Here is a 25370-nt window from a genome sequence, read left to right on the forward strand (position 1 = left end):
CCCAATACCTTTGTGGTGCACAAAACACCGAGCGCTTTCGCCCACCATCCTCAGTACTCCAAAAAACTCACCCGTCGAGGTAGACCGTCACACTCTCGATACGCGAAGAGCCCGGCGCGAAGTCCACGAACACCACCCCACCCGACTCCCCCGTCCGCACACTGACACTCACCGTCCGCCCGGCCGCAATCATCTTGTCCCACTGCATAGACCGCACCATCTCACCGAATTCCGCAGGGCTCAACGTCTCCCCCGACGCCACCCGCACACTCGCCCGCCCGAGCAACTCTTCAACCCGCCCCGAGTCCCCACGAGCCGCCGCGACGAACAACCCCCGCACGATCCGCTTACCGTGCCCACCCACCCCACGCAACGCCCGCATCATCCCCATCGCCCCACCCACACCGAGCTCCCCGACCAACTGCGGCCCGAGTTTCGCCCCCGCGAGCACACCGGCCGACCCGGTCCGCATCAACCGCGCGACCATCACCCCCAACTCCCAGTGCGCGGCGAGCCGGATGATCCGCCACCCACCATCGGACGCCACCAGGTCGTAGCGCAGATGCATCGGCACGACAACGGTCGCGCCCGTCGACATGGTGGTCTCGATGTGCAGGTCGCGCACCACCGTGTGCCCGGCGACGATGTCGCGCTCGACGCGAAACGCGATGGTGTTGGGCGCGATGAAGACGTTGTAGAAGCGCGAGATCGCCTCGGGCCCGATGTGCGCACGCGAGCCGTAGGGGTCGTGCACCGCCGCCTGCTCGGCGAACAGCCCGACCCAGGCGGTCTTGTCGTGGGCAGCCACGGCGCGCGGGGATGCCAGCACCGCCGCCAGCAGGTCTTCAGCGGTCCGGTCGAGCGGCATCTGCGTCCTCCATTGTCGCGTTCCCCCTGCGCGATCCATGATAGAACGTGTTCTAGTTTTGCGTCGGCGATCGTGCCGGACGCCTGGACAGAGGATCTCGATGGACTGGTACACCGGGAACACGACCTACGACACGGTGCTGACCATCGCGTTCGGCTTCGCCGCGTTCGTCATCGTCGGCGGACTGTTCGCGCAGAGCCCGTACGGCCGCTTCGCCTCGAACGCGGTGGGCTTCAATCTGAACCCGAAGCTGGGCTGGTGGCTGATGGAGTTGCCCGCGACCGTGGTGTTCGCGGTGTTCTATCTGAGCGGACCCGACCGCTTCGAGCCCGTCCCGCTGGTGCTTGCCGCCATCTGGGTGCTGCACTACGGCAATCGCGGCTGGTTCTTCCCGCTGTCGATCCGGCAGGTGCCGGGCAAGAAGAGCACCTTCAATGTGTCGGTGGTCGGGGCAGGCGTTTTCGTGACGGCGCTGCACGGCTATCTCAACGGCGCGTTCTTCAGCAACGACTACAAGAACCAGTACGGCACCGCCTGGCTCACCGACCCGCGTTTCCTGATCGGACTGGTCGTATACCTGGGCGGGTTCGCGCTGCTGGTGCGGTCGGAGTCGATCGTGCGGAATCTGCGGGACAAGAACGACCCGGGCGCCGCCGAGTACCGCGTCCCGCACGGCGGCGGTTTCCGCTTCGTCAGCAGTCCGGCCTATCTCGGCGAGCTGATCGCATGGGCCGGGTTCGCGCTGCTCACCTGGTCGTTGGCGGGCGTGGCGATCTTCCTGATCACCGCAGGCAACCTGGTGCCACGCGCCTTCGCCACGCACCGCTGGTACCGCGAGAAATTCGCCGACTACCCGGCGAACCGAAAAGCCCTGATCCCCAAGCTGCTCTGACCAAACCGGCCCCCGCCCTCCCCGACCCCGAGGAGGGGACGCCGCGAAGCGGCGGTCGGCGGCCGTCCCGACGATCAGGCGCCGTGGCGTAGGCGACGAAGGAGCAAGCCACGGTGCCTGATCGTCGGGACCTCAGTGGCCGCCGACTCGAGCGCGCCAGCGCTCCAAAAACACAGCTCAGTTCTTGGGGAACTTCAGCTGGGACAGGTCGATTCCCTCGAGACCGGGCGGCAGCTGGTCGAGACCGGGCGGCATCTGCGAGAGATCCATCCCCGGCGGCATACCGGCGGGCATACCGGGGAACCCACCGCGCATCTTCGGCGGCGTGGGACCGCGCCCGCCCTTCTTGCCCTTCTTACCCTTCTTGGTGTTGCCGCGGCGCCCGCCGGGCAGACCCATCTGACGGCCCATCATGGCCATCATCTTCTTGGCCTCGAAGAACCGGTCGACGAGCTGGTTGACCTCGGAGACCTGCACGCCCGAACCGTTGGCGATGCGCAACCGGCGGGAGGCGTTGATGATCTTCGGGTTGTCGCGCTCGGCGGGGGTCATACCGCGGATGATGGCCTGCACGCGGTCGAGCTGCTTGTCGTCGACGGCCGCGAGCGCGTCCTTCATCTGACCCGCGCCGGGCAGCATGCCGAGCAGGTTGCCGATCGGGCCCATCTTGCGGATGGCGAGCATCTGGTCGAGGAAGTCCTCGAGGGTGAGCTCACCGCTGCCGATCTTGCGCGCGGTCTCCTCGGCCTGCTTGGCGTCGTAGACCTGTTCGGCCTGCTCGATGAGGGTGAGCACGTCGCCCATGCCGAGGATGCGCGAGGCCATCCGGTCGGGGTGGAAGACGTCGAAGTCCTCGAGCTTCTCACCGGTGGAGGCGAACATGATGGGCGCGCCGGTGACATTGCGCACCGACAGCGCGGCACCACCGCGCGCGTCACCGTCGAGCTTGGTGAGCACGACACCGGTGAAGCCGACACCGTCGCGGAAGGCCTCGGCGGTGCTCACCGCGTCCTGACCGATCATCGCGTCGAGCACGAAGAGGGTCTCGTCGGGGTTCACGGCGTCGCGGATGCCCGCGGCCTGGCGCATGAGTTCTTCGTCGATGCCGAGGCGACCGGCGGTGTCGACGATGACCACGTCGTACTGCTTGGCCTTGGCCTCTTCGATACCGCCCGCGGCGACCGCGACCGGGTCGGCGGCGGTGATACCGAGCGGGTTCTCGCCACCGCCGATGGAGGTGCCGCCGTGCGGGGCGAACACGGGCACGCCCGCGCGCTCACCGACGACCTGCAGCTGGGTGACGGCGCCGGGACGCTGGAGGTCACAGGCCACGAGCAGCGGCTGGTGGCCCTGACCCTTGAGCCATTTGGCGAGCTTGCCCGCGAGGGTGGTCTTACCGGCACCCTGCAGACCGGCCAGCATGATGACCGTCGGCGGGTTCTTGGCCAGGTTGAGGCGCCGGGTCTCACCACCGAGGATGGCGACGAGTTCCTCGTTGACGATCTTGACGACCTGCTGGGCCGGGTTGAGCGCCGCGGAGACCTCCGCGCCCTTGGCGCGTTCCTTCACATTGGCGATGAACCCGCGCACCACGGGCAGCGCCACGTCGGCTTCGAGGAGGGCGAGGCGGATCTCGCGCGCGGTGGCGTCGATGTCGGCCGGTGACAGCCGCCCCTTACCGCGCAGATCCTGCAGTGCACCGGTAAGCCGGTCGGACAGGGATTCGAACACCGATCGCGCTCCTGATCTGAAAGGGACCTCTATTGCCCTCCCAGGGTAATGGGTGTTATTCCCCGGAGCGCACGTGCGGTGGCGCGGTGCGGCGCAATTCGTGGTTCTCGATGTTGACCAGGTACACCGCCTCGCGCCCGGTGAGGCCGAGCTCACGCGAGAGCGCCTCGATCCGGTTCCACTCGGATTCGGCGGAATCGGTGTGGTGGGCGGTGGTCGAGGCGATGGTCATCGCGGCCAGGGCCTGAGCACCGGTGAGGGTGCGGCCCGGCAACCACGAAACCACCCACAGGTCACCGCCGACGCAGCGCGCGATGTGCGCGGTCGCGTCGCTGGTCATCATCGATGCGGAGACGACTTCGATAGCCACGGATCAGCTCCCCTCGAACGAGTGACAGCCGGACCTTTCGAATGCTATAGGTCGTGTTTCGACTTATCGGGCAGCGAGTAACCAATACGTAGCAACCCGATAGCAATCGGTGAGTAAACCGTGTCCTAACGTTTCAGGCGTCCGAACCGATATCGGTGGGCTGCGGCGGGGGCGCCGGGCGGGGAACCACGTCCAGAACGGCCTTTTCGATCCGTTCGCGCAGGGCGGGGCTGTCGGCGTCACCGAGTTCGAGGCAGAACGCGTCGACCACGGCCGTACCCATCGTGACCACCTTGGCCCAGCGCACATTCGCGCCCGCCGCGGCGAACGCGCCCGCGAGCCTGCTGAGCAACCCGACCCGGTCCTCGGCGCGCAATTCCAGGATCACCTGTCCCGGTGCGGGTGCGGACTGCCAGATGAGGCGTGGCTGGGCGCGCGCGTAGCGGCCGACGGTCTCGGTCTCGCGTTTCGCCAGCGCCGCTTGCAGATCCAACGCACCGCTGATGGCCCGGATCAGTTCCTGGCGGAGCAGACCCGCGTCGGGTGGGTCGCCGAACTTGGGGGTGACGACGAAGGTGTTGATCGCCGATTCGCCCACCCCGCCGAGCGAGGCCGACAGCACCCGCAGCGAATGCAGCGCCAGCACGCCCGCCGCGTCGGCGAGCAGACCCGGCTCGTCGGGCGCGATGACGGTGACCACGTGGGTGTGTTTGCCCTCCCCCGCGCTCAGCGTCACGTGCACACCGCCGGCTTCCGCCTTGGCGACCAGGTCGGGGTCGATCGGTTCCGGTTGCGGCAGCGGCTCTCCCGCCATCACCAGCCGGCACCGGCGGACCAGTTCGCCGATCAGCGAGGCCTTCCAGTCGCCCCACACACCGGGACCGGTCGCCATCGAGTCGGCTTCGGCCAGGGCGTGCAGCAATTCGAGCAGACCCACGTCGCCGCCGAGCGCGTCGACCACGTGGCCGACGGTGGCCGGGTCGTCGAGGTCGCGCCGCGTGGCGGTGTCGGGCAGCAGCAGGTGGTGGCGCACGATGGCGCTGAGGGTTCGCACATCTGAGGGCCACAGGCCGAGCCTGCGCCCGATGTGGGTGGCCAACTCGGCCCCTACCACGCTGTGGTCGCCGGTGCGTCCCTTGCCGATGTCGTGCAGCAGGGCGCCGAGGATCAGCAGATCGGGGCGGGCGACGCGGGTGCTGAGACCGGTGGCGTAGGCGACGGTTTCCATTAGGTGGCGGTCGACGGTCCAGGTGTGCAACGCGTCGCGCGGGGGTAGGTCGCGGACCGCACCCCATTCGGGAAAGAGCCTGCCCCACAGGCCTGTTCGGTCCAGGGCCTCCACCGCGTCGATCGCGCCTCGGCCCGCGCCGAGCAGCACGAGCAGGTCGTCGAGTGCGTCCTTGGGCCAGGGCTCGCGCAGTTCGGGGGCGTCTTCGGAGAGCCGGTTGAGCGTGGTCGCCGACATCGGCAGCCCGGTCTGGGCCGAGGCGGCGGCGACGCGCAGGATCAGGCCGGGGTCGCGTTGCGGGCGGGCGTCGCGGGCGAGGACCACTTCACCGGCGTGCTCGACCACGTCCTCGTCGAGCGGACGGCGTACCGGGAGGCGGCGCAGCCGGGCCAGTCCGCGCCGTGGCAGCGCGTTCGCGGCGGTGCGCAGACCCACGTCGGTCGAATAGCTCACCGTGCGTGCCGAATCGGTGAGGGTGCGGGCGAGGTCGAACCGGTCGCCGATGCGCAGGGCGGCACCGATCTCGTCGGCGTCCTGTGCGCGTAACTGGTCGCGGGCGCGACCGGCCACGCGGTGCAGCTCGGTGCGCACGTCGAGCAGGCGGCGGTGTGCCTGTTTCAGGCCGCCGCCGGGCACCTCGGGCCCCAAACCCGGTACGGCATCGGTCAATTGGGCGATGGCGAGGGCGTCGAGCAGCTGGATGTCACGTAGCCCGCCGCGACCGTTCTTCAGATCGGGTTCGGCGCGGTGGGCGATCTCGCCGCTGCGCTGCCAGCGGGTGTTCGCCTGGGCGATGAGGTCGTCGAAGCGGGAACGGATGCCGGTGCGCCATTCCCGGCGCACCCCACCGATGAGCAGGTTGCTCAGATCCTCGTCGCCGACGATGTGGCGGGCCTCGAGTAGGCCGAGCGCGGCGATGGTGTCGTCGGCGGCCACCCGAAGCGCCTGCGGCACCGTGCGCACGCTGTGGTCGAGTTTGATGTGGGCGTCCCACAGGGGATACCAGAGCTGATCGGCCACCTCGGCCACCACGGACTGGTCGACCCCGTCGTGCAACAGCACCAGATCGAGATCGGAATAGGGCAGCATCTCGCGCCTGCCGAGCCCGCCGACGGCCACCAGGGCCAGCCCGCTGTCGGGGGTGATGCCGAGTTCGTTGCCCTTGCTGGTGAGCCACAGGTCGAACAGGTCGACCAGCGCCGCGCGCAGCGCCTGTGGGTCGAGCCGCGGATTGCGGGTGCCCGCGCCTTCGAGCAGCGCCGCTCTGGCCTTCACCAGGTCGGCCGCCGCGTTGTTCTGTGTTCCACCCTTGCGCTGTTCCACTGCCCCACCACCCATTCATGCGGGCGGCCCCGCCCCGACCGAATCCGGTAGGAGCGGGGCCGCTCGATCGTTCGCCGTGCGACTGCGGCGAATTACAGTGCGTCGGTACCGCGTTCGCCGGTGCGGACCCGGATGATCGTGTCCACCGGGGTCACCCACACCTTGCCGTCACCGATCTTGCCGGTGCGCGAGGCCTCGACGATCACCTCGACGACCTTCTCCACCGAGGCATCGTCGACGACGACCTCGACGCGCACCTTCGGCACGAAGTCGACGGAGTACTCCGCACCTCGGTAGACCTCGGTGTGCCCCTTCTGGCGGCCGTAGCCCTGGACTTCGCTGACGGTCATGCCGAGCACGCCTGCCTGTTCCAGCCCGGTCTTGACGTCTTCGAGCGTGAACGGTTTGACGATTGCCGTAACCAGTTTCATGTTCGTCATGCCTCCTTGACGAGCGAGCGTGCCGTGCCACCCACAGCAGCGAAATCGTAAGCGGTTTCCGCGTGCTCGGACTCGTCGAGGCCCGCGGCCTCGGACTCTTCACTGGCGCGCAGGCCGATCGTGAACTTGATCGCGTACGCGATGACGGCCGTGGCGACCAGCGAGTAGGCCAGAACCACGAAGGCACCGACAGCCTGCAGCTTCAACTGCTCGACCCCACCACCGTAGAACAAGCCGGCGACGCCCGCCGGGGCTTCGCTGGTAGCGACGAGACCGACCATCAGGGTGCCGACCAGACCACCGACCAGGTGGACGCCGACCACGTCGAGCGAGTCGTCGAAGCCGAAGCGGAACTTCAGGCCGACGGCGAGGGCGCACAGCGCACCCGAGACGACACCGATGGCCAGGGCACCGATCACGTTCACCGAGGAACACGCCGGGGTGATGGCGACCAGACCCGCGACGATGCCCGAGGCGGCGCCGAGGGAGGTGGGGTGACCGTCGCGGATCTTCTCCACGAGCAGCCAGGCCATCATCGCGGCGGCGGTGGCGATGGTCGTGGTGAGGAAGGTGGCGCCGGCGATACCGTTGGCGCCGAGGGCCGAACCGGCGTTGAAGCCGTACCAGCCGAACCACAGCAGACCGGCACCGAGCATCACGAACGGCAGGTTGTGCGGACGGAACGGGGTCTTGGGCCAGCCCTTGCGCTTGCCGAGGATCAGGCACAGCACCAGACCGGCGGCGCCGGCGTTGATGTGGACGGCGGTACCACCGGCGAAGTCGATGGCCTTGAGGTTGTTGGCGATCCAGCCGCCGGCCTCGGCGGTGTAGCCGTCGAAGGCGAACACCCAGTGGGCGACGGGGAAGTAGACGACGGTGGCCCAGATTCCGGCAAAGACGAGCCACGAACCGAACTTCAGGCGGTCGGCGACCGCACCCGAGATGAGGGCGACCGTGATGATCGCGAACATGAGCTGGAAGGCTACGAAGACCGTGAGCGGGATACCCGAGGTGATCGGGGCCGTCGGGTCCTCCGGGGTCGCGGTGAACAGCGGGATGCCCGGGGAATCGGCGGCGGTGCCACCGAAGATGCTCTTCAGACCGAAGTACTGGAGCGGGTCACCGACCAGGTTGCCCTTGTCCTCGCCGAACGCCATGGAGAACCCGTATAGACACCACAGGACGGTGACCAGCCCCATGGCCGAGACGCTCATCATGATCATGTTCAGCACGTTCTTGCCACGGACCATGCCGCCGTAGAAGAACGCCAAACCCGGCGTCATCAACAGCACGAGCGCTGCCGACGCCAGCATCCAAGCGGTATCACCGGTATCCGGTGTACCGATCAATGGAAATGCCACCTTGTCTTCCTCCTCATCTCGGGCCTCGCCGATGACGGCAAAAAGGACCTGTACAGAAGGGTCGCGACTTGGTGTTTCATCCGTTGAGCTGTGGTGTTTCACCTGCGTGAACGGATCGGCCACTTGTGTTGCCACCAGGTTTCGCGAGTTTCGCCACAGCTTGGCAGCTCACCGTGAGGTCGGGACGCAGGTGCGGTTTGCCGCCCGTTCGCGCGGCGGGTCGCCGGTGCGTACCTGCCCTGGACACAGCACTGCCCGCCCGGTTCGCGGTGACCGGGCGGGCAGTGTCGTAGTGCTAGGAAGTGCCGCCGAGCAGGGCGTCGACGAAGGCGCTCGGTTCGAACGGGGCCAGATGGTCGGCGCCCTCGCCCAGGCCGACGAGCTTCACCGGAACACCGAGTTCGTGCTGCACCTGGAACACGATGCCGCCCTTGGCGGTGCCGTCGAGTTTGGTGAGCACCACACCGGTGATGTCGACGACGTCGGCGAACACGCGCGCCTGCATCAGTCCGTTCTGGCCGACGGTGGCGTCGAGGACCAGCAGCACCTCGTCGACCTCGGCCTTCTTCTCCACCACGCGCTTGACCTTGCCCAGTTCGTCCATCAGGCCGGTCTTGGTGTGCAGGCGACCCGCGGTGTCGATGAGCACCGCGTCGACACCGCGGTCGATGCCCGCGGTCACCGCGTCGAAGGCGACGGCGGCGGGGTCGGCGGCTTCCTTGCCGCGCACGGTCTCGGCCCCGACCCGTTCGCCCCAGGTCTGCAGCTGGTCGGCGGCGGCGGCGCGGAAGGTGTCGGCGGCGCCGAGCAGGACCCGGCGGCCGTCGGCGACGAGCACGCGGGCGAGCTTGCCGGTGGTGGTGGTCTTGCCGGTGCCGTTGACGCCGACGACCAGCAGGATGGCCGGTTTGTCGCCGTGCGGCAGCGCGTGGATGGACCGATCGAGTTCGGGGCGCAGCGCCTCGATGAGCACGTCACGCAGGGCGGCGCGGGCCTGTTCGGGGGTGCGCACGCTGCGCGCGGCCATCTCCTCGCGCAGCCGGGTGACGATGGCGGCGGTGCTCGCGGTGCCGATGTCGGCGAGGACGAGGGTGTCCTCGATCTCCTCCCAGGAGTCCTCGTCGAGGTCACCGCCGCCGAGCAGGCCGAGCAGGCTCTTGCCGACGGCGTTCTGCGAGCGGGCGAGGCGACCGCGCAGGCGGACGAGGCGACCGGTGGTCGGGTCGATCTCCTCGATCTCGGTGGCGACCTCGGGCTGGGCCGGGGCGGGGCTCGGCGCTTCGGGTGCCGGAGCAGGAGTGACCGGTGGCGCGGTGTCGGCCGGAGTGGTCTTCGGCGCGGTCTTCGGCGTGTCGGTCGGGGCGACCTCGGTAGGCGCGTCGGTCGTCGGCGCGGTGTCGGTAGGCGCGGTTTCGGCGGGCGGGGCCGTCGTGGGTGTGGTGTCCGGCGCGGGTTCGGTGGGCGCTACCGGAGTCGTGAGCGAGGAGGCGTCGTCCGGGACGACCACCGGCTCCTCGACCGATACGTCGCCCTCGGGCAGCGGCACATCGGTGATATTGCGGCGCGGGGCGTCGCGGGGGACGGCGGCGTCGTCACCGACGTGCGGTTGCCCCTCGGTGTCGGTGCGCTCGACGCGCGGCAGGGGTTCCGGACGCGGCGCGGTAGCCGTCGACCCGCCCTGGGTGAAACTGAATCCGCCGGACGCCGTGTAACCACCGGAGCGGTCCGTCAACTCCTTGTCCGGCTCGGGCGGCGCCAGCGAAATCTGGCGGCGCTTGTACAGGACGAAACCCGCGACGAGCGCCACCAGCAGCACGGCGGCGATCGCGGCGATCAGGATCCACGCTTGCGAACTCACTCGGCCGAGTCTATTCGGCTGCCTCGTCGCGGCACGTCGGCGGCGTCGTCCCGGCGGGTCGGGCGTGGGTTTCGGAGGTGTTCGCCGACCGGCGGAAACACTACAGATTCGTTGTCCTGCGGAACTTCTGGCGTTTCACCCATAGGATCGGCGGAGTGACCGATCGAAACGTGCTTGGGGGGCCGCTGGAAGAGTGCGGCACCGATCCTCTCACGGGCTTCTACCGGGACGGCTGCTGCAGCACCGGTCCGGAGGATCTCGGCAGCCACACCGTGTGCACCGTGGTGACGGCGGAATTCCTGGAACATCAGGCATCCATCGGCAACGACCTCAGCACCCCGCGCCCGGAGAACAACTTCCCCGGCCTGCAGCCGGGCGACCGCTGGTGCGTGGTCGCGGTCCGGTGGCTGCACGCCCACGAGGACGGTGTCGCCGCGCCGGTGGTCCTGGCCGCGACCCACGAGAATGCCCTCGAGGTCATCTCGATGGACATCCTGCGCAAATACGCAGTCGACGTCCCCGACGACGTCAGCGACCTGCTGTAGACGCTCACGCGCGGCGCAGCCGCGGGGAGTTCGACGAGCTGCGGAGCCGGTGGGCTTTCTGACGGCAGGCCGGGGAACAGTAGCGAGCCGGTCTGCCGATCGTCGGCCGGTGGACCGGTGCTCGGCAGACGGGGCACGGCGCCGGGCTTTCGCTACGTCTCGCCGTTTCGTCACGGTCGGTTTTCGCGAGTTCCGTTACGGCCGAGGACGGCGTCCGTAACGCGTCGAGGATGAGCGCGACGGCCGGTGCGACGGGATCTCCGGTCTGCCGATGGCGTTGGATCGCAACGCATCCGGTGAAGATGTCAAGCACGTCGGTGACAGTCACCTCCGCGCGCACCGCGCCCTGACGCTGGGCCGCGACGAGCAGCGCACCGAGGGCACGGTGGAAACGCTCGCCCGCGCCACGCAGCAGCGCACGAGGCCAGCCGTCGTCGGATTGCACCAGGTCGCAGAGGTCTTTGTTGCCCGGCGTCGTCACGATCACATGGGTGGACAGGGCGAAGAAGGCCGCGCCGGGATCCGGATCGGTCAGGTGTTCGGCGGCCAGCGCCGCCAGACCGTCGACCCGCTCCTGCATGACCGCTTCCAGCAGCGCGGTCTTCGTGGGGAAATGGCGGTGGACAGTGCCCGCGCCGACACCGGCGCGGCGGGCCACCTCCATCAGCGAGACGCTGGTGCCGCGTTCGGCCAGGGCACGCTGGGCGGCCGCCAGGATCAGTGCCCGGTTGCGGCGCGCGTCGGCCCGCACCGCCGGTTCCGTGCCGTTAGGGACCGTCATTTCGTTACGCCTTTCCCACTTCGGACGTGGCATACCCGGTCGTCGCGCCCGTACCGTCCGCAATACGGGTCGACCGACCCGATTGTAGACACAGGATCGATCACGAAACGGAGCTCCTCCGCCATGACGTCAGCACTTCCCGTCCTGATCACCGGCGCCACCGGCAAGCAGGGTGGCGTCACCGCCCGCAAGCTGCTCGCCGACGGCCACCGGGTTCGCGCGCTCGTGCGTGACCCGCACTCCCCCGCCGCGCGCGACCTGGCCGAGGCGGGTGCCGAACTGGTCGTCGGGGACTTCGACGACCCTGCCTCGCTGCGCGTCGCGGCGAAGGGCACTCGGGCCGTATTCCTCATCCCGCCCGCCGACTACGGGCCGAGCGGGTGGACCGCGGGTGACGAAGCCCGCCGCGGTATCGCCATGATCGAGGCGGCCCGCGCTGCCGATGTCGACCAGCTCGTGTTCTCCGGAATCGCCACCATGGGCCCGGCCGAGTCGTGGGGGCAGGAGGGCAAGCGCCGGATCGAGGCCGCGATCCGCGCGGTGGGGTTGCGCTACACCCTGTTGCGGCCGGTGCGGTTCATGGAGAACTACCTGATGAACGGCTCGCCGGTGGACGGCATCCGGGCAGGTGGGGAGCACCGCCACCTGTTCCCGGCCGACCGTCCGTTGCAGATGATCGCGCTCGACGACATCGCCGCCTTCGCCGCGCTCGCGTTCGCGGACCCGGACGGTTGGCACGGTCGTGAACTGGAGCTGGCCGGCGAGGCGATCACGCCCATCGAGGCGGCCGCCGCCATCTCGGTCGCCACCGGCCGCCCGATCCACTACCGCGAGGTCACCGAAGCCGAGGCCGCGGCGATCGGACCCCAGCTCGCCAACACCTGGCGGCTCATCCGCGAAACCGGTGGCTGGCACGCTGATCTGACTGCCCTGCGCACCCTCCACCCGGGCCTGACGAGCCTGCCGGACTGGCTGGCCCGTGGCGGCGCCGACCGCATCGCCGCCCAGATGGACTTGACGGCGTGATCGTCAGGCCGGAGCGGACGCCTCGACCGGGGCGGCGGCACGGGTGAGCCGCTGGGAGATCACCTGGGTGATGCCGTCGCCGCGCATACTCACGCCGTAGAGGGCGTCGGCGATCTCCATGGTCGGCTTCTGGTGGGTGATGACGATCAGCTGGCTCTTCTCCCGCAGCTGTTCGAACAGGCCGATGAGGCGGCGCAGGTTGGTGTCGTCCAGGGCGGCCTCCACCTCGTCCATCACATAGAACGGGGAGGGGCGGGCGCGGAAGATGGCGACCAGCAGCGCCACGGCGGTCAGCGACTTCTCGCCACCGGAGAGCAGCGACAGCCGCTTGACCTTCTTGCCCGGCGGCCGGGCCTCGACCTCGATGCCGGTGGTGAGCATGTCGGTCGGGTCGGTGAGCACGAGTCGGCCCTCACCGCCGGGGAACAGTTTGGCGAACACCCCGACGAACTCGCGTTCCACATCGGCATACGCCTCGGTGAACACCTGCAGGATGCGGGCGTCGACCTCGGCGACCACGTCGAGGAGGTCCTTGCGGGCGTTCTTGACGTCCTCGAGCTGGGTGGCCAGGAAGTTGTAGCGTTCCTCGAGCGCCGCGAACTCTTCCAGCGCAAGGGGATTCACCTTGCCGAGGGTGGCGAGGTCCTTCTCGGCGCGTTTGGCGCGGCGCTCCTGGGTGGCGCGGTCGTAGGGCATCGGCTGCGGCGCGGTGACCTGCTCGCCGCGTTCCTTGGCGTCCTCGTATTCCTGCATCTCCAGCGCCGACGGCGGCAGCGGCACGTCGGGACCGTATTCGGCGACGAGATCGGCCAGCGCGATGCCGAACTGTTCGGAGATGGTGGTCTCGAGCTGTTCGATGCGCAGCGCCGCTTGGGCTTTGGCCACCTCGTCGCGGTGCACGGCGTCGGTGAGCTGGGCCAGTTGGGTGTTCAGGGCGCGCGCCCGTTCCTTGACCTGCTCCACGGCCGACGCGACTTCCCCACGGCGCCGGACCAATTCGTCGCGCCGAGCGGCGGCCGCAGCCACCACCTGCTCGAGTTCCTTCGCGATCTTGGCACCGGACTCGGCCACCGCCGCCGCGACGGCGGCCGCCTGCCTCCGCGCGGCCTGCGCCCGTTCGGCCCGCGCCCGCGCCTCCCGCTCGGCACGTGCGGCGCGACGCAACGAATCCGCTTTGCCCCGAACGGATTCCGCCCGCTCCTCGGCGGTGCGCACCGCCAGCCGTGCCTCGACCTCCATGGTCCGTGCCTCGGCGAGCGCAGCGGCGGCTTCCTCGCGGGCCCGTCCAGCGGTCTCTGTACCGGCGGTGCCGTAGCTGTCGTCGCTGTCGTCGTGCTCGGTTTCGGCGTGGCGCAGCCGGTCCTCGAGCTCGGCGAGGGAGGCGAGGGACTTCTCCCTGGTCGCTTCGGCCTCGGCGCGCTGGGCGGTGAGTCGTTCGCCTTCGGTCTGCGCGGCGCGCGCGGTCTGCCCCACCCGGGCGAGCCGGTCGTAGATGGCCAGCAGCGCCTGATCGGATTCGTGCAGCGCCATCAGCGCGTGGTCGGCGGCCTCTTTGCGATCGGTCTGCTCCGCGAGCGCACCGGCCAGCGCGGCCTCGAGCTCCTCGGCGCGGCGCTGCGCGGCAGCCAATTCGGCGGTGGCGGCGTCGATGTCGGCCTGGATCTCGAGCTGACTCGGCATCCGCTCGGAACCGCCGATGACCCACCCCGACCCGGCCAGGTCACCGTCACGGGTGACGACCCGCAGTTCCGGTCGCTCAGCGGCCAGCGCCGTGGCAGCTGCCAGATCGTCAACGACTACAACACCTGCGGTGAGCGCGGCCAACGCGGACCGCACCTGCGCGGCACCGTCCACAACATCAGCGAGCCACCTGGCCCCTCCGGGCAGCGGCGCACGCTCGGCGTCTGCCGAGAGCGCACGACCTCGACCCGACCCCACCGAACTACCCCCGGCATCGGCAAGAGCGCGCGTCACAGCCGGGCCCGCCGACGAGCCGCTCTCAGCAGCGGACGAGGCCGAACTCGCGGTGGCGAAGACGAATGCCACCCGACCACCGTCACCCGCTCGCAGCTCGCGCACAGCCGCATCGGCGGCCGCGGCGGTGTCGGCGGTGATCGCGTCGGCCAGCGGGCCGAGCAAGGCGGCGAGGGCGGCTTCGAATCCCGCTTCCACGCGCAACAGGCCCGACAGCCGGTCGCCGACGCCGCTCACACCGTGTTCGAGCAGCCAGGCGGCACCGTCCTTACGGGCCAGGTTCATCTCCAGCGCTTCGATGCGCGCACCGAGCCGGGCGACTAGTTTGCTCGCCTCGCGGTCCTGCTCGCGCAGTTCACGCACCCGTTCGTCGGCCAGTTCCAAGGCGGCGACGGCGTGTTCGTGCTGGGCGTCGAGCCCCTTCTCCCCCGCGTCGAGTTCGCCGAGTTCGTCCTGCACGGTGTCGTATTCGGCCTGGGCGGCCTCGCCGCGGTGCCGGGCATCGGCGATGGCGACCGAGAGCCGCGCGATTTCAGCGTCCACAGACTGCGCGCGGGTGCGCAGCGTCTCCACTTGACCCGAGAGCCTCGCCAGCCCTTCGCGACGGTCGGCGATGGCCCGCACAGCGGCCAAGTGTGCCTGCTCGGCGGCCTTGGCGGCGTGTTCACGGTCGGCGAGCGCTTCCCGCGCAGCCTCGAGGGTTTCGGCGGCCATCTCCACCGCGTACCGCAGCTCGGCTTCCTCGGCCTCGATCCGGTCGGCCTCGGCTTCGAGCTGTTCTGGGTCGCGGCCGGTGCCCACGGGTGCCTCGGTGTGCAGGTTGCGGGCGCGATCGGCGGCGATGCGGATGGTCGCGTTGACGCGCTCGGCCAGCGCGGAGAGCTGGAACCAGGTCTGCGCGGCCGCCTCGGCGCTCGGGCTCAGCCGCGACAACTGGAACTCCTGCTGGGCAAGTGCGGCATTGGCGGCATCGAGCTCGGACTGCACGGTGATCTGCTGCTCGCGCGCGTAGGCCTCTTTGCTCAGCTGCGACTCGAGTTCGCCGCGCCGGGTCACCAGGTCGTCGGCGGCCAGGCGCAGCCGGGCGTCGCGCAGGTCGGCCTGCACGGTCTGGGCGCGCCGCGCCACCTCGGCCTGCCTGCTGAGCGGTTTGAGCTGGCGGCGCAATTCGGTGGTGAGGTCGGTGAGGCGGGCGAGATTGGCCTGCATCGCGTCGAGCTTGCGGACCGCCTTCTCCTTGCGCCTGCGGTGCTTGAGCACGCCCGCGGCCTCTTCGACGAACGCGCGCCGGTCCTCAGGCCGCGACTCGAGAATCGCCGAGAGCTGACCCTGTCCGACGATCACGTGCATCTCGCGCCCGATACCGGAGTCCGACAGCAGTTCCTGCACGTCCATCAGGCGGCAGCTGCTGCCGTTGATCTCGTATTCGCCCGCGCCGTCGCGGAACATGCGGCGGGTGATGGACACCTCGGCGTAGTCGATGGGCAGCGCGCCGTCGGAGTTGTCGATCGTCAGCGTCACCTCGGCACGCCCGAGGGGTGCACGTCCGCTGGTCCCGGCGAAGATGACGTCCTGCATCTTGCCGCCGCGCAGCGCCTTGGCGCCCTGCTCGCCCATCACCCAGGTGAGCGCGTCGACGACATTGGACTTGCCCGACCCGTTGGGCCCGACGACACAGGTGATGCCGGGTTCGAAGCGCAACGTGGTTGCGGACGCGAAAGACTTGAACCCTTTCAGCGTCAAGCTCTTCAGATGCAACGCCACCCGCCTCTCCGGGAGTTCTGGCCAGACCTAGGTGCGAGAGGGCAAGACACGCGGCCTGCGGTTGGAACATCGCACCGGGCTGTGTTGCCGCCCGTGTGCTCGCGTGAGCCTAGCCGATCGCCGTCGTGGCGCCGTGAACCTCCGGCCGGTCGGCGGACGAAGGGTTGACATTACACAGTGGAGGGTGGACGCTTGGTACCAGCAGATCACTGTGTTTGGTGAACGAGAGGTTGTCGGTATGGACATCACCCCCGGCACGCGCGCGTCCGATGCCGAGCGCAATGCGATCGTGGCCCAGTTGAGCACCCACCTGGCCGACGGCAGGCTCGATCTGGCCGAGTACGACCAGCGCGTCGCGAAGGTCTACGCGACCACCACCCGCGACGACCTCGCCCTCGTCCTGTCGGACCTGCCGGCCCTCCCGGACAAGCAGCCCGCCACCCCACCGAAGCAGGCGCCGCGCATCCCCGTGTGGCAGCGCATCGAAGCGGGCAGCTGGCTCGGCGTGAGCATCATCGTGCTGGTCATCTGGGGCCTGATCTCCCTGACCGCAGGCGAACTCACCTACTTCTGGCCGATGTGGGTGATCGGCCCGTGGGGCGCGGTCCTGCTGTTCCGCGTGATCACCGGCTGGGAGGCCCAGCCGGGCTCGGCCACCCACCTGCGTCAGCTACAGAAGCAGATGAAGCACATCAACCCGCACTAGAGGATGGCGAAGGCCACCACGAGGCCCAGAGCGAAGTGGGCGGCGGCCACGACGAGGACCTCGGGGGTGTAGGTGTCGGCGTGCAGGGTGCGGCCGATGTCGATGCCGGTGACCTTCTCGACCACGCGCACCGAGATCACCTGCGCGACGATGCCGACCAGACCGAACACGACCGCGGTGATCAGTCCCTGGGTCAGTTTGGCGCCCGGATCGGTGGCCAGCACCGCGAACACGACGATGAACGCCATGCTGATCATGCCCGCGGCCGAGACGATGATCGCGTTGGGCTTGCCCGCGATCACCAGGTCGCGCAGCTTGCCGGGGGTGGTCAGGTCGATGGCGAAGAAGCCGATCAGCATCAGGATCAGGCCGATCAGGCAGTACAGGATGATGGCGCCGACGCCTTCACCGAGCGCACTCCAATAACCCGATTCCAGGGCGAGGGCGGTCATCGTGGTCCTTTCGAAACAGTGTTGTGGTCAGTCGACGATGCGGTGCGGGACGAACGCGGCGCCGTCATCGGTGATGAGGCCCGCGGTCTCGCGGATACCGAGCCCGGCGGCGTTGTCACCGACGACCCACGCCCCGAGCACGGGACGCATGCCGTCGAATTCCGGGAGCGGGTCGAGCAATTGGTAGACGAAGCCCTCGGCGCCGTACACGCCACCGGTCGCGGTCTCCATGCCGGGACCGACGATGGTCATGTTGGCGCCTTCGCGGCCGAGCTTGGGTTTGCGGATGTATTCGGTGAGCTCGTGCGGGTCGTCGAGGTAGGCGGGCAACAGGTTCGGGTGGCCGGGATACATCTCCCACAGGATCGCCAGCAGCGCCTTGTTGCTCAGCAGGGTGGTCCACAGTGGTTCGATCCAGGCGGTCTGCGGGATGCTCGCGACGACACGCTTGCCGAAGTCGTCGTCGAGGATCCACTCCCAGGGGTACAGCTTGAAGATCGATTCGATCGGCGCCTCGGCGAGGTCGACGAAGCGGCCGAGTTCGGTGTCGAACCCGACCTCCTCGATCGGCAACGCGACGGTGTCGAAGCCCGCTTCGGCGGCGGTTTCCTGCATGTAGGCGGTGGTGACGTTGTCCTCGCCGGTGGCGTCGGCACCCGACCAGGTGAAGTGCAGTTCGGTGCCGGGCAGCACGTCACGCAGCTCGCCCCAGCGCTCGACCAGCTTCTCGTGCAGTGAATTCCACTGGTCGCCACCGGGATACACCTGCTGCAACCAGTGCCATTGGATGATGGCCGCCTCGAGCAGCGAGGTGGGGGTGTCGGCGTTGTACTCGAGCAGTTTGGCAGGACGGCGTGCGTCGTAGCGCAGATCGAACCGGCCGTACACGTAAGGGTCGCTGCGCCGCCAGGATTCGGCGATCGGGCCCCAACTCCATTCGGGCAGGCCGAAATCGGCGTACCGCTCGGTGAGCACCACGTGTTCGGCCGCGTGCAGACACATCGACTGCAGCAGTTCCACATCGGCTTCCAGCGCGAGGATCTCGTCCATCGAGAATTCGTAGTGCACCGATTCGTCCCAGTAGGGCCGTGGCTGACCGCTGGCATCGCGGCCGGGCACGCCGTAGACGAGTCCCTGGCTCTCGATGATCTGCTGCCAGCCCGGCCGGGGCGTACTCGCGACACGTCGCACTAAGACCCACTCCCACCGGACTTGCTGCCCAGGCCACCGCGCTGAACGGTGGTGCCGGACTTGGTCTTGATCTCGGCGTTGCGCGGTTTCACCGAGGTGCCCCCGCTCGGCGGCCGGCCGATGGTGGCGTTGCCGCCGTAGTGGTAGCGGTACTGCGGCCAGCCGAGCAGGATCAGGCTGCCCATGCCACCGGAGCTGTCGCTGCGGAAGTTGGTCTTGCCGTCACCGCAGTGCTCGTCCGGGACGACGACCTCCTGGCCGTTCTGGTCGATCTGCACGCAGGAGGCGGTGACCTGTTCTGGCGCGTTGACCGCCCGGTAGGCGAGGTAGCCGCCGCCGACGAGGGCCGCGACACCGACCACGGCGACACCGCCGATCATCACCCGTTTCCTGGTGCGGCGCTTGGCTTCTGCGGCTTCGGCGGCGGCCCGTTCGGCCTGCTCGGCCTGTCTGCGTGCCTTCTCGCGCGCCCGTGCCTCGGCGACCGTCGGCGGGCGGGGCTGGGTGCGGCCCGGTTCCTGCCTGGCCACCCGGCCGGGACGTGGTTGCGGCGGTTGTTGTGGTGGCGGAGGCCAGGTGGGCGGCGTGCCCGCGGGTTGTTCCGGCGGGGTCGCGCCGGAGTCGGGCGGGGTCCAGGGCGAGGATCCGCCCGGCTCGTCCGGCTGGTCGGGCGAACCAGGGTTGTGTGTGTTCACTGCCGCCTAACCCCCGAAGTCACTTCTACCGCTCCTCGAATCCGGTCATGTCACCGCGCGCGGGCTCCCAGCTTTCCACAACCAGGTCGACCCGCCCAGGCGCCTTGCCGGACCGTAGCAGTTCCAGCAACTTCTCGCCCGAGGTTCGTTGTCCCTCGGCCACCACGTGGACCCGTCCGTCGGCGTGGTTGCGCGCGTACCCGGTGAGACCGAGTTCCAGTGCACGCGAGCGTGTCCACCAGCGGAAACCCACACCCTGGACGTACCCGTGGACCCACGCGGACAGTCGGACAGGTTCGGTCACAGCGGCTCCTCGGGGTCAGGCGTCGATGTCGAAGTTCAAGGTCACCTTGGTGCCCGCCTTGAGTGTGCGGCCGACGGTGCACACCTTGTCGACGGCGCGCTGCACGGTGACGAGCAGCCGTTCGCGGGCCTCTTCGTCGAGTTCGGACAGGTCGAGCTCGAACACCTCGTCGAGCTGCGGGTACAGCTCGTTCTCGCGGTCGGCGTCGCCGGAGACACGGATGGTCGCGTCGAAGTCGTCGCCGAGGCGACGCGAGAGCGGCAGGTCGGAGCTGAGCCCGGTGCACGCGGCGAGGGCGATCTTCAGCAGCTCACCGGGGGTGAACGCGCCGGGCACACCCTGCGAGGCGATCAGTACCTCGGCGCCACGGTTGCTGCGTCCGGTGTAGGCCCGGGTTCCGGTGCGCTCGACCCACAGTTCGACGGGCGCGGTGGTCACGGGTGCGTTCTGCTCAACTGCCATGGATCTGATCCTGGCATGCCCGCCTCCCCGCGACTCATGCCGACCGGCAAGTGCCACGAAGGTCACGTACCGGACCTGCGTGAATGGGGCTCGAGTGACGAACGTGCCCGACGAGTTACCATGTGCTGACGAAATCACGAGCCGACTGTCATTCTTGGAAACGGTAGCCCATACCTGGTTCGGTGAGCAGGTGGCGGGGGTGGGCGGGGTCGTCCTCGAGTTTGCGGCGCAGCTGGGCGAGGTAGACCCGCAGGTAGTGGGTTTCGGTGGCATAGGCCGGGCCCCATACCTCGCGTAGTAATTCCTTGCGGCCCACCAGTTTTCCGCGATGGCGGACCAGCATCTCCAGCATTCCCCATTCGGTGGGGGTCAGGTGGACGGGTGCGCCGTTCTTGGTGACCTGTTTGGCGGCCAGGTCGACGGTGAAGGAGTCGGTGACGACCACCGGTTCCGCCTCGTCGGCCGCCCCCGCACCGCGCCGGACCGCCGCCCGCAGCCGGGCCAGCAGTTCGTCCATCCCGAACGGCTTGGTGACGTAGTCGTCGGCGCCCGCGTCGAGCGCCTCCACCTTGTCGGCCGAATCGGTGCGCGCCGAAAGCACGATCACCGGTGCCGAGGTCCACCCGCGCAGCCCGGCCAGCACCTCGATCCCGTCCAGATCGGGCAGGCCGAGGTCGAGGATGACCACGTGTGGCTGCTTCTCCGCGGCTACGCGCAACGCGGCGGCGCCGTTGCCCGCGGTGAACACCTCGTACCCGCGCACCGACAGGTTGATCCGCAGCGCGCGCACGATCTGCGGTTCGTCGTCGACCACGAGCACGCGGGTGGCGGACCCGGTCGACCGCGACTCGCCTGGCGGCGGCGCGTCCGTCCCCGATGAGTTGCTCATGTCCTCACTTTCCTCGTCGCGCGGCGGGGGCGGTCGAAGCAGACGCACCGGCAGGCAGGTCGAGCAGTACTGTCAGTCCGCCGCCGGGCGTGGGTTCGGCGTGGACGGTACCGCCCATGGCCTCGGCGAAGCCGCGGACCACCGACAGTCCGAGGCCGACGCCGGTGGTGTTGTCGCGGTCCCCGAGCCGTTGGAACGGTTCGAACAGGTGCTCCTCGCTGCCCGCGGGCACGCCCGGCCCGGTGTCGACGACCGCGACGACGACCCGGTCACCGACGCGGTCGGCGGTCACGCGTACGGGCGTGTCGCGTCCGGCGTGGCGCAGGGCGTTGTCCAGCAGATTCGCCAGCACTCGTTCGAGCAATCCGCTGTCGGCCGACACCGAGTTCTCACCCACCTCCACCGTCACCCGGTCCATCGCCGCGCGCCGTAGCCCCCTCGTGCCCATCCCCACGCTGACCAGCGCCCGATGCACCGCCTCGTCCAGATACACCTGCCGCGTCTGCGGGGTGACCACCCCGACCGCCAGTCGCGACGAATCCAGCAGGTTGCCGACGAGGGCGGTGAGCTGGTCGACGGATTCCTCGATGGCCTCGAGCAGCTCGCCGGTGTCCTCGGGCGAGAATTCCACGTCGTCGCTGCGCAGACTCGACACCGCCGCCTTGGCCCCGGCCAGCGGTGTGCGCAGGTCGTGGCTCACCGCCGACAGCAACGCGCGTCGCAACCGGTCGGCTTCGAGCAGCGCGGCCGCCGCCCCCGCCTCTTCGGTGAGTCGCTGCTGACGCACCAAGCCGACGGCCTGGTTCGCCACCGCGTTGAGCACGGGCCGCTCCCCCGGATCGAGCGGATGCCCGGCCAGCAGCAGCATGCTGGTCGCGTCGCCCGCTTCGATCGCGGTCTCCGCGTCGGCGACCCGATGCGGCGGGTCGGCTCCGACCGAGGCGATCACTTCGTCACCGCAGCGCAGGCTCACCGCGCGTTGCCCGTAGACCTCGCGGACCTGTTCGAGCAGACGCGGCAGATCGGCGCCGTGCAGCACCGCGCCCGCGAACAAGGTGAGCAGCTCGGCCTGGCGGGAGGCCTTGCGCGCCTGCCTGGTTCGCTTCGCGGCGAGGTCGACGAGCGCCGCCACCGCCACCGCGACGATCAACAGCACGACCACGGTGACGAAGTTGTCCGGTTCGGCGATGGTGAGGCTGTAGCGCGGCGTGGTGAAGAACCAGTTCAGCAACAGTCCCGACAGCAGGGCCGAGGCGATCGCGGGCAGCACCCCACCGAGCAACGCGACCGCGACGACCCCGACGAAGAACATCGCGCTGAGCCCACCGAGTTGCAGATGCCGGTCGAGCACCGCCCAGCAGAGCACGCTCACCAGCGTGGGCACGAGCAGGGCAGCCACCCAGGCGACCACGGGCTGGCGCGTCCGCAGCGGATTGCGCCGGACCCCACGGTTGGCTTCCTCGTGGGTCACCATGTGCACGTCGATCTTGCCGGAGCGTTGCACCACGGTGGAGCCGATGCCCTCGTCGAGCATCCGGGCCCAGCGCGAGCGCCGCGAGGTGCCGAGTACCAGCTGGGTGGCGTTGACCTCGCGCGCGAATTCCAGCAGGGCGGTCGGCACGTCGTCGCCGGTGACGGTGTGCAGCGAGGCGCCGAGCGCGGCGGCGAGTTCGCGCAGCCGCGCCAGCCGTTGCGCGGACACTCCGGCCAGACCGTCGCCCCGGACCACATGCACCACAACGAGTTCCGCGCTGGATTTCGAGGCGATCCGCCCGGCCCGGCGCACCACGGTCTCCGATTCGGGACCACCGGTCACCGCGACGACCACGCGTTCACGCGCCTCCCACAGCTCGGTGATGTCGTGGTCGGCCCGGTACTTCGCGAGTGCCGCGTCGACCTGGTCGGCCAGCCACAGCAGCGCGAGTTCGCGCAGGGCCGTGAGGTTTCCGGGCCGGAAGTAGTTCCGCAGGGCCGCGTCGACTTTGTCCGCGGCGTAGACGTTGCCGTGGGAAAGCCTGCGCCGCAGTGCTTCCGGCGTCAGATCGACGAGTTCGACCTGGTCCGCCCCGCGTACCACCGCGTCGGGTACGGTCTCGCGCTGTTCGATGCCGGTGATCTGGGCGACCACATCGTTGAGGCTCTCGAGGTGCTGCACGTTCACCGTGGAGATGACGTCGATCCCCGCGTCCAGAATCGCCTCCACGTCCTGCCAGCGTTTCTCGTGCGCACTGCCCGGCGCGTTGGTGTGGGCGAGTTCGTCGACGAGCACCACGGCGGGCCTGCGCGCGAGCACCGCGTCGACATCGAGCTCGGGCAGTTCGGTGCCCCGGTAACGCACCGCCTTCGGCGGGATCCGCTCGATCCCGTCGAGCAGCTGGGCGGTCTTCGCCCGCCCGTGGGTCTCGACCACGCCCGCCACCACGTCGCGGCCACGCTCGAGCCGCCGGTGTGCCTCACCGAGCATGGCGTAGGTCTTGCCGACGCCGGGTGCGGCACCCAGGTAGATGCGTAGTCGACCGCGTTTCACCGGTTCATCATCGCCCGCGGCACCGTCAACAACCCGCAAAGGCGGCGCCGGAGCGCGCTAAGGATCCGTAAGGAATGCCCGCGTCACCCATCCGAAGGCCTTGACTCGGCTTGGCGCCCCACGGTGGGGCGCGAGGAGGTCGGACATGTCTGTGGTGGTGTTCACGGTGCTCACCGTGGCGGTCTTCGCCCTGCTGGGCCTGATCCAGCGCGGGCTGGAGAAGCTGTGATCGCGAATCTGGTCGGTCTGGTGCTCGCCGCGGGTGTCGCCGTGTTCATGGTGGCGGCCCTGCTCTTCCCGGAGAGGTTCTAGTGACCACGACAACAGCGGGGATCGTCTTCCTCGCGGCCCTTGTGCTCGCGCTGGCACTGGCGCATGTGCCGCTCGGTGACTACATGTACCGGGTGTACAGCGGCGAGCGGCATTCCCGTGCCGAGCGGTTGATCTACCGCGCGATCGGCGCGCACCCCGACGTCGAGCAGACCTGGCCGGTGTACGCCCGCAGCGTGCTGGCCTTCTCGGCCGTCGGCGTGCTCGGCTTGTTCTTCTTCCAACTGGTTCAGGGCGCACTGCCGCTGCATCTGAACGATCCGGGCACCGAGATGACCCCGGCGCTGGCGTGGAACACCGCCGCCAGTTTCGTCACCAACACCAACTGGCAGAACTATTCCGGCGAGTCGACCCAGGGCCACCTGGTGCAGATGGCCGGGTTGGCTGTACAGAACTTCGTGTCGGCGGCAGTGGGTATGGCGGTGGCCGTCGCGCTGGTCCGTGGCTTCGCCCGCCACCGTACCGGTGAGCTCGGCAATTTCTGGGTCGACCTGGTGCGCGGCACCGTGCGCATCCTGCTGCCGCTCGCGTTTGTCGTCGCGGTCGTGCTGGTGGCCGGCGGGGTGATCCAGAACTTCCACCTGCACGACCAGGTGGCGCAGACACTCGGCGGCGGCGTGCAGACGATCACCGGCGGTCCCGTCGCGAGCCAGGAGGCGATCAAGGAACTCGGCACCAACGGCGGCGGTTTCTACAACGCCAATGCCGCGCACCCGTTCGAGAACCCGACCACGTGGACGAACTTCGTGGAGATCTTCGCGCTGATGCTGATCGCGTTCTCGCTGCCGCGCACCTTCGGGCGCATGGTCGGCAGCACGAAGCAGGGCTACGCGATCGTCGCGGTGATGGGAACCCTCGCGCTGGTGAGTGTTTCGTTGCTCAGCATGTTCCAGTTGCAACACCACGGAACCGTGCCCACCGCCGTCGGTGCGTCGATGGAAGGGGTGGAAACCCGCTTCGGCGTGGCCGATTCGGCCGTGTTCGCCGGGGCGACGACCCTCACCTCGACCGGTGCGGTGAATTCCTTCCACGACTCCTACACCAGCCTCGGTGGCCTGGTGACCATGGTGAACATGCAGCTGGGCGAGGTCGCGCCGGGCGGGGTGGGTTCGGGCCTCTACGGCATGCTGATCCTGGCCGTCGTCACGGTGTTCGTCGCGGGCCTGATGGTCGGGCGTACACCGGAATATCTCGGCAAGAAGATCACGCCGCGCGAAATCAAGCTCGCTGCCACATATTTCCTGGTGAGCCCGCTGATCGTGCTGGTCGGGACGTCGGTCTCGACGGCCCTGCCCGGGCCGCGCGACAGCATGCTCAACAGCGGACCGCACGGCTTGTCGGAAGTGCTGTACGCCTTCACCTCCGCCGCCAACAACAACGGTTCGGCCTTCGCCGGGCTGTCCGGCAACACCACCTGGTTCAACACCGCGCTCGGGCTGGCCATGCTGCTCGGCCGGTTCGTCCCGATCATCGTCGTGCTCGCGCTGGCCGGTTCGCTGGCCGCGCAGGGCCACACGCCCGCCTCCGTCGGCACCCTGCCCACCCACCGGCCGCAGTTCGTCGGCCTGGTGGTGGGGGTGACGGTGATCCTGGTCGCGCTCACCTTCCTGCCCGCCCTCGCGCTCGGGCCGCTCGCCGAAGGAATCCACTGAC

The 25370-nt window shown here is 69.1% G+C and carries 22 protein-coding genes; 6 read left to right on the forward strand and 16 right to left on the reverse strand.

The window, feature by feature from the left end:
- Window positions 1-67 precede the first annotated feature (67 nt).
- Window positions 68-868: a nuclear transport factor 2 family protein gene (locus NCO8_RS04815; RefSeq protein WP_067636755.1), complete on the reverse strand. Its 801-nt coding sequence runs from the start codon at window positions 866-868 to the stop codon at window positions 68-70.
- A 100-nt stretch (window positions 869-968) separates the two neighbouring features.
- Between NCO8_RS04815 and NCO8_RS04820 the strand changes: the two genes are divergently transcribed.
- Complete coding sequence (locus tag NCO8_RS04820) at window positions 969-1760, forward strand: phosphatidylethanolamine N-methyltransferase family domain-containing protein (protein ID WP_067636757.1); 792 nt, start codon at window positions 969-971, stop codon at window positions 1758-1760.
- 177 nt (window positions 1761-1937) lie between these two features.
- On the opposite strand, the gene ffh is transcribed toward NCO8_RS04820, so the two are convergent.
- The 6 genes from ffh to ftsY form a co-directional block, all read right to left on the reverse strand.
- The gene (ffh, locus tag NCO8_RS04825) at window positions 1938-3491 is read right to left on the reverse strand and encodes a signal recognition particle protein (protein WP_067493421.1); all 1554 of its coding nucleotides are present in this window, start codon (window positions 3489-3491) and stop codon (window positions 1938-1940) included.
- A gap of 55 nt (window positions 3492-3546) precedes the next feature.
- Entirely contained in the window at window positions 3547-3861 is a 315-nt protein-coding gene (locus tag NCO8_RS04830; protein WP_225279181.1) for a hypothetical protein, read from the reverse strand.
- A 133-nt stretch (window positions 3862-3994) separates the two neighbouring features.
- On the reverse strand, window positions 3995-6427 hold the full coding sequence (locus tag NCO8_RS04835) for a [protein-PII] uridylyltransferase (protein ID WP_067636759.1): 2433 nt from the start codon (window positions 6425-6427) through the stop codon (window positions 3995-3997).
- Between the two features lie 77 nt (window positions 6428-6504).
- The gene (locus NCO8_RS04840; protein WP_067493492.1) at window positions 6505-6843 is read right to left on the reverse strand and encodes a P-II family nitrogen regulator; all 339 of its coding nucleotides are present in this window, start codon (window positions 6841-6843) and stop codon (window positions 6505-6507) included.
- Window positions 6844-6848: 5 nt separating this feature from the next.
- Window positions 6849-8213, reverse strand: coding sequence for an ammonium transporter (locus tag NCO8_RS04845; protein ID WP_067493415.1), 1365 nt, complete (start codon window positions 8211-8213; stop codon window positions 6849-6851).
- 295 nt (window positions 8214-8508) lie between these two features.
- Entirely contained in the window at window positions 8509-10071 is a 1563-nt protein-coding gene (gene ftsY, locus NCO8_RS04850) for a signal recognition particle-docking protein FtsY (RefSeq protein WP_067636761.1), read from the reverse strand.
- Between the two features lie 155 nt (window positions 10072-10226).
- On the opposite strand from ftsY, the gene NCO8_RS04855 reads away from it, so the two are divergent.
- Entirely contained in the window at window positions 10227-10616 is a 390-nt protein-coding gene (locus NCO8_RS04855; RefSeq protein WP_019048221.1) for a DUF2237 family protein, read from the forward strand.
- Between the two features lie 4 nt (window positions 10617-10620).
- Here the strand turns inward: NCO8_RS04855 and NCO8_RS04860 are convergent, their stop codons facing one another.
- A complete protein-coding gene (locus NCO8_RS04860) occupies window positions 10621-11397 on the reverse strand; it encodes a TetR/AcrR family transcriptional regulator (RefSeq protein ID WP_067636764.1) in 777 nt (258 codons plus the stop codon).
- A 123-nt stretch (window positions 11398-11520) separates the two neighbouring features.
- Between NCO8_RS04860 and NCO8_RS04865 the strand changes: the two genes are divergently transcribed.
- Window positions 11521-12423: an NmrA/HSCARG family protein gene (locus NCO8_RS04865; protein ID WP_067636768.1), complete on the forward strand. Its 903-nt coding sequence runs from the start codon at window positions 11521-11523 to the stop codon at window positions 12421-12423.
- A gap of 3 nt (window positions 12424-12426) precedes the next feature.
- On the opposite strand, the gene NCO8_RS04870 is transcribed toward NCO8_RS04865, so the two are convergent.
- Complete coding sequence (locus NCO8_RS04870) at window positions 12427-16155, reverse strand: AAA family ATPase (RefSeq protein ID WP_067636885.1); 3729 nt, start codon at window positions 16153-16155, stop codon at window positions 12427-12429.
- Window positions 16156-16399: 244 nt separating this feature from the next.
- Between NCO8_RS04870 and NCO8_RS04875 the strand changes: the two genes are divergently transcribed.
- Window positions 16400-16867 (forward strand): DUF1707 SHOCT-like domain-containing protein, encoded by a 468-nt coding sequence (locus NCO8_RS04875; protein WP_084456581.1) that lies wholly within the window; start codon window positions 16400-16402, stop codon window positions 16865-16867.
- On the opposite strand, the gene NCO8_RS04880 is transcribed toward NCO8_RS04875, so the two are convergent.
- The 7 genes from NCO8_RS04880 to NCO8_RS04910 all read right to left on the reverse strand — a co-directional run bounded on the left by NCO8_RS04880 (window position 16864) and on the right by NCO8_RS04910 (window position 23387).
- Window positions 16864-17319, reverse strand: coding sequence for a DUF350 domain-containing protein (locus NCO8_RS04880; protein ID WP_067636770.1), 456 nt, complete (start codon window positions 17317-17319; stop codon window positions 16864-16866). The two genes, NCO8_RS04875 and NCO8_RS04880, sit on opposite strands and share 4 nt — an antisense overlap.
- A gap of 27 nt (window positions 17320-17346) precedes the next feature.
- Window positions 17347-18510 carry a glutathionylspermidine synthase family protein gene (locus NCO8_RS04885; RefSeq protein ID WP_067493406.1) on the reverse strand — a complete coding sequence of 388 codons (1164 nt, stop codon included), beginning with the start codon at window positions 18508-18510 and terminating at the stop codon, window positions 17347-17349.
- Window positions 18510-19205: a hypothetical protein gene (locus tag NCO8_RS04890; protein ID WP_067636772.1), complete on the reverse strand. Its 696-nt coding sequence runs from the start codon at window positions 19203-19205 to the stop codon at window positions 18510-18512. The genes NCO8_RS04885 and NCO8_RS04890 overlap by 1 nt, the downstream gene beginning before the upstream one ends.
- Before the next feature lie 25 nt (window positions 19206-19230).
- Window positions 19231-19509: an acylphosphatase gene (locus NCO8_RS04895; protein WP_067493403.1), complete on the reverse strand. Its 279-nt coding sequence runs from the start codon at window positions 19507-19509 to the stop codon at window positions 19231-19233.
- A gap of 15 nt (window positions 19510-19524) precedes the next feature.
- Entirely contained in the window at window positions 19525-19971 is a 447-nt protein-coding gene (locus tag NCO8_RS04900) for an OsmC family protein (RefSeq protein WP_067636773.1), read from the reverse strand.
- A gap of 148 nt (window positions 19972-20119) precedes the next feature.
- Complete coding sequence (locus NCO8_RS04905; RefSeq protein WP_210740964.1) at window positions 20120-20860, reverse strand: response regulator; 741 nt, start codon at window positions 20858-20860, stop codon at window positions 20120-20122.
- Window positions 20861-20864: 4 nt separating this feature from the next.
- Window positions 20865-23387: a sensor histidine kinase gene (locus tag NCO8_RS04910; protein ID WP_067636775.1), complete on the reverse strand. Its 2523-nt coding sequence runs from the start codon at window positions 23385-23387 to the stop codon at window positions 20865-20867.
- A 100-nt stretch (window positions 23388-23487) separates the two neighbouring features.
- Between NCO8_RS04910 and NCO8_RS32725 the strand changes: the two genes are divergently transcribed.
- Both NCO8_RS32725 and kdpA read left to right on the forward strand, forming a co-directional pair.
- On the forward strand, window positions 23488-23616 hold the full coding sequence (locus NCO8_RS32725) for a hypothetical protein (protein WP_281201968.1): 129 nt from the start codon (window positions 23488-23490) through the stop codon (window positions 23614-23616).
- An 82-nt stretch (window positions 23617-23698) separates the two neighbouring features.
- Entirely contained in the window at window positions 23699-25369 is a 1671-nt protein-coding gene (gene kdpA / locus NCO8_RS04920; RefSeq protein WP_067636780.1) for a potassium-transporting ATPase subunit KdpA, read from the forward strand.
- The last annotated feature ends 1 nt before the right edge of the window (window position 25370 follow it).

Origin of the sequence: Nocardia coubleae NBRC 108252 (genome assembly GCF_001612805.1) — a bacterium.
GTDB classification, from domain to species: Bacteria; Actinomycetota; Actinomycetes; order Mycobacteriales; family Mycobacteriaceae; genus Nocardia; species Nocardia coubleae.

Coding starts and splice junctions, on each gene's coding strand:
- NCO8_RS04835 (WP_067636759.1), bottom strand. CDS start 6,427: ATGGGTGGTGGGGCAGTGGAACAGCGCAAGGGTGGAACACAGAACAAC.
- NCO8_RS04865 (WP_067636768.1), top strand. CDS start 11,521: ATGACGTCAGCACTTCCCGTCCTGATCACCGGCGCCACCGGCAAGCAG.
- NCO8_RS04840 (WP_067493492.1), bottom strand. CDS start 6,843: ATGAAACTGGTTACGGCAATCGTCAAACCGTTCACGCTCGAAGACGTC.
- NCO8_RS04900 (WP_067636773.1), bottom strand. CDS start 19,971: ATGGCAGTTGAGCAGAACGCACCCGTGACCACCGCGCCCGTCGAACTG.
- NCO8_RS04860 (WP_067636764.1), bottom strand. CDS start 11,397: ATGACGGTCCCTAACGGCACGGAACCGGCGGTGCGGGCCGACGCGCGC.
- NCO8_RS04905 (WP_210740964.1), bottom strand. CDS start 20,860: ATGAGCAACTCATCGGGGACGGACGCGCCGCCGCCAGGCGAGTCGCGG.
- NCO8_RS04815 (WP_067636755.1), bottom strand. CDS start 868: ATGCCGCTCGACCGGACCGCTGAAGACCTGCTGGCGGCGGTGCTGGCA.
- NCO8_RS04875 (WP_084456581.1), top strand. CDS start 16,400: ATGGACATCACCCCCGGCACGCGCGCGTCCGATGCCGAGCGCAATGCG.
- NCO8_RS04820 (WP_067636757.1), top strand. CDS start 969: ATGGACTGGTACACCGGGAACACGACCTACGACACGGTGCTGACCATC.
- NCO8_RS04880 (WP_067636770.1), bottom strand. CDS start 17,319: ATGACCGCCCTCGCCCTGGAATCGGGTTATTGGAGTGCGCTCGGTGAA.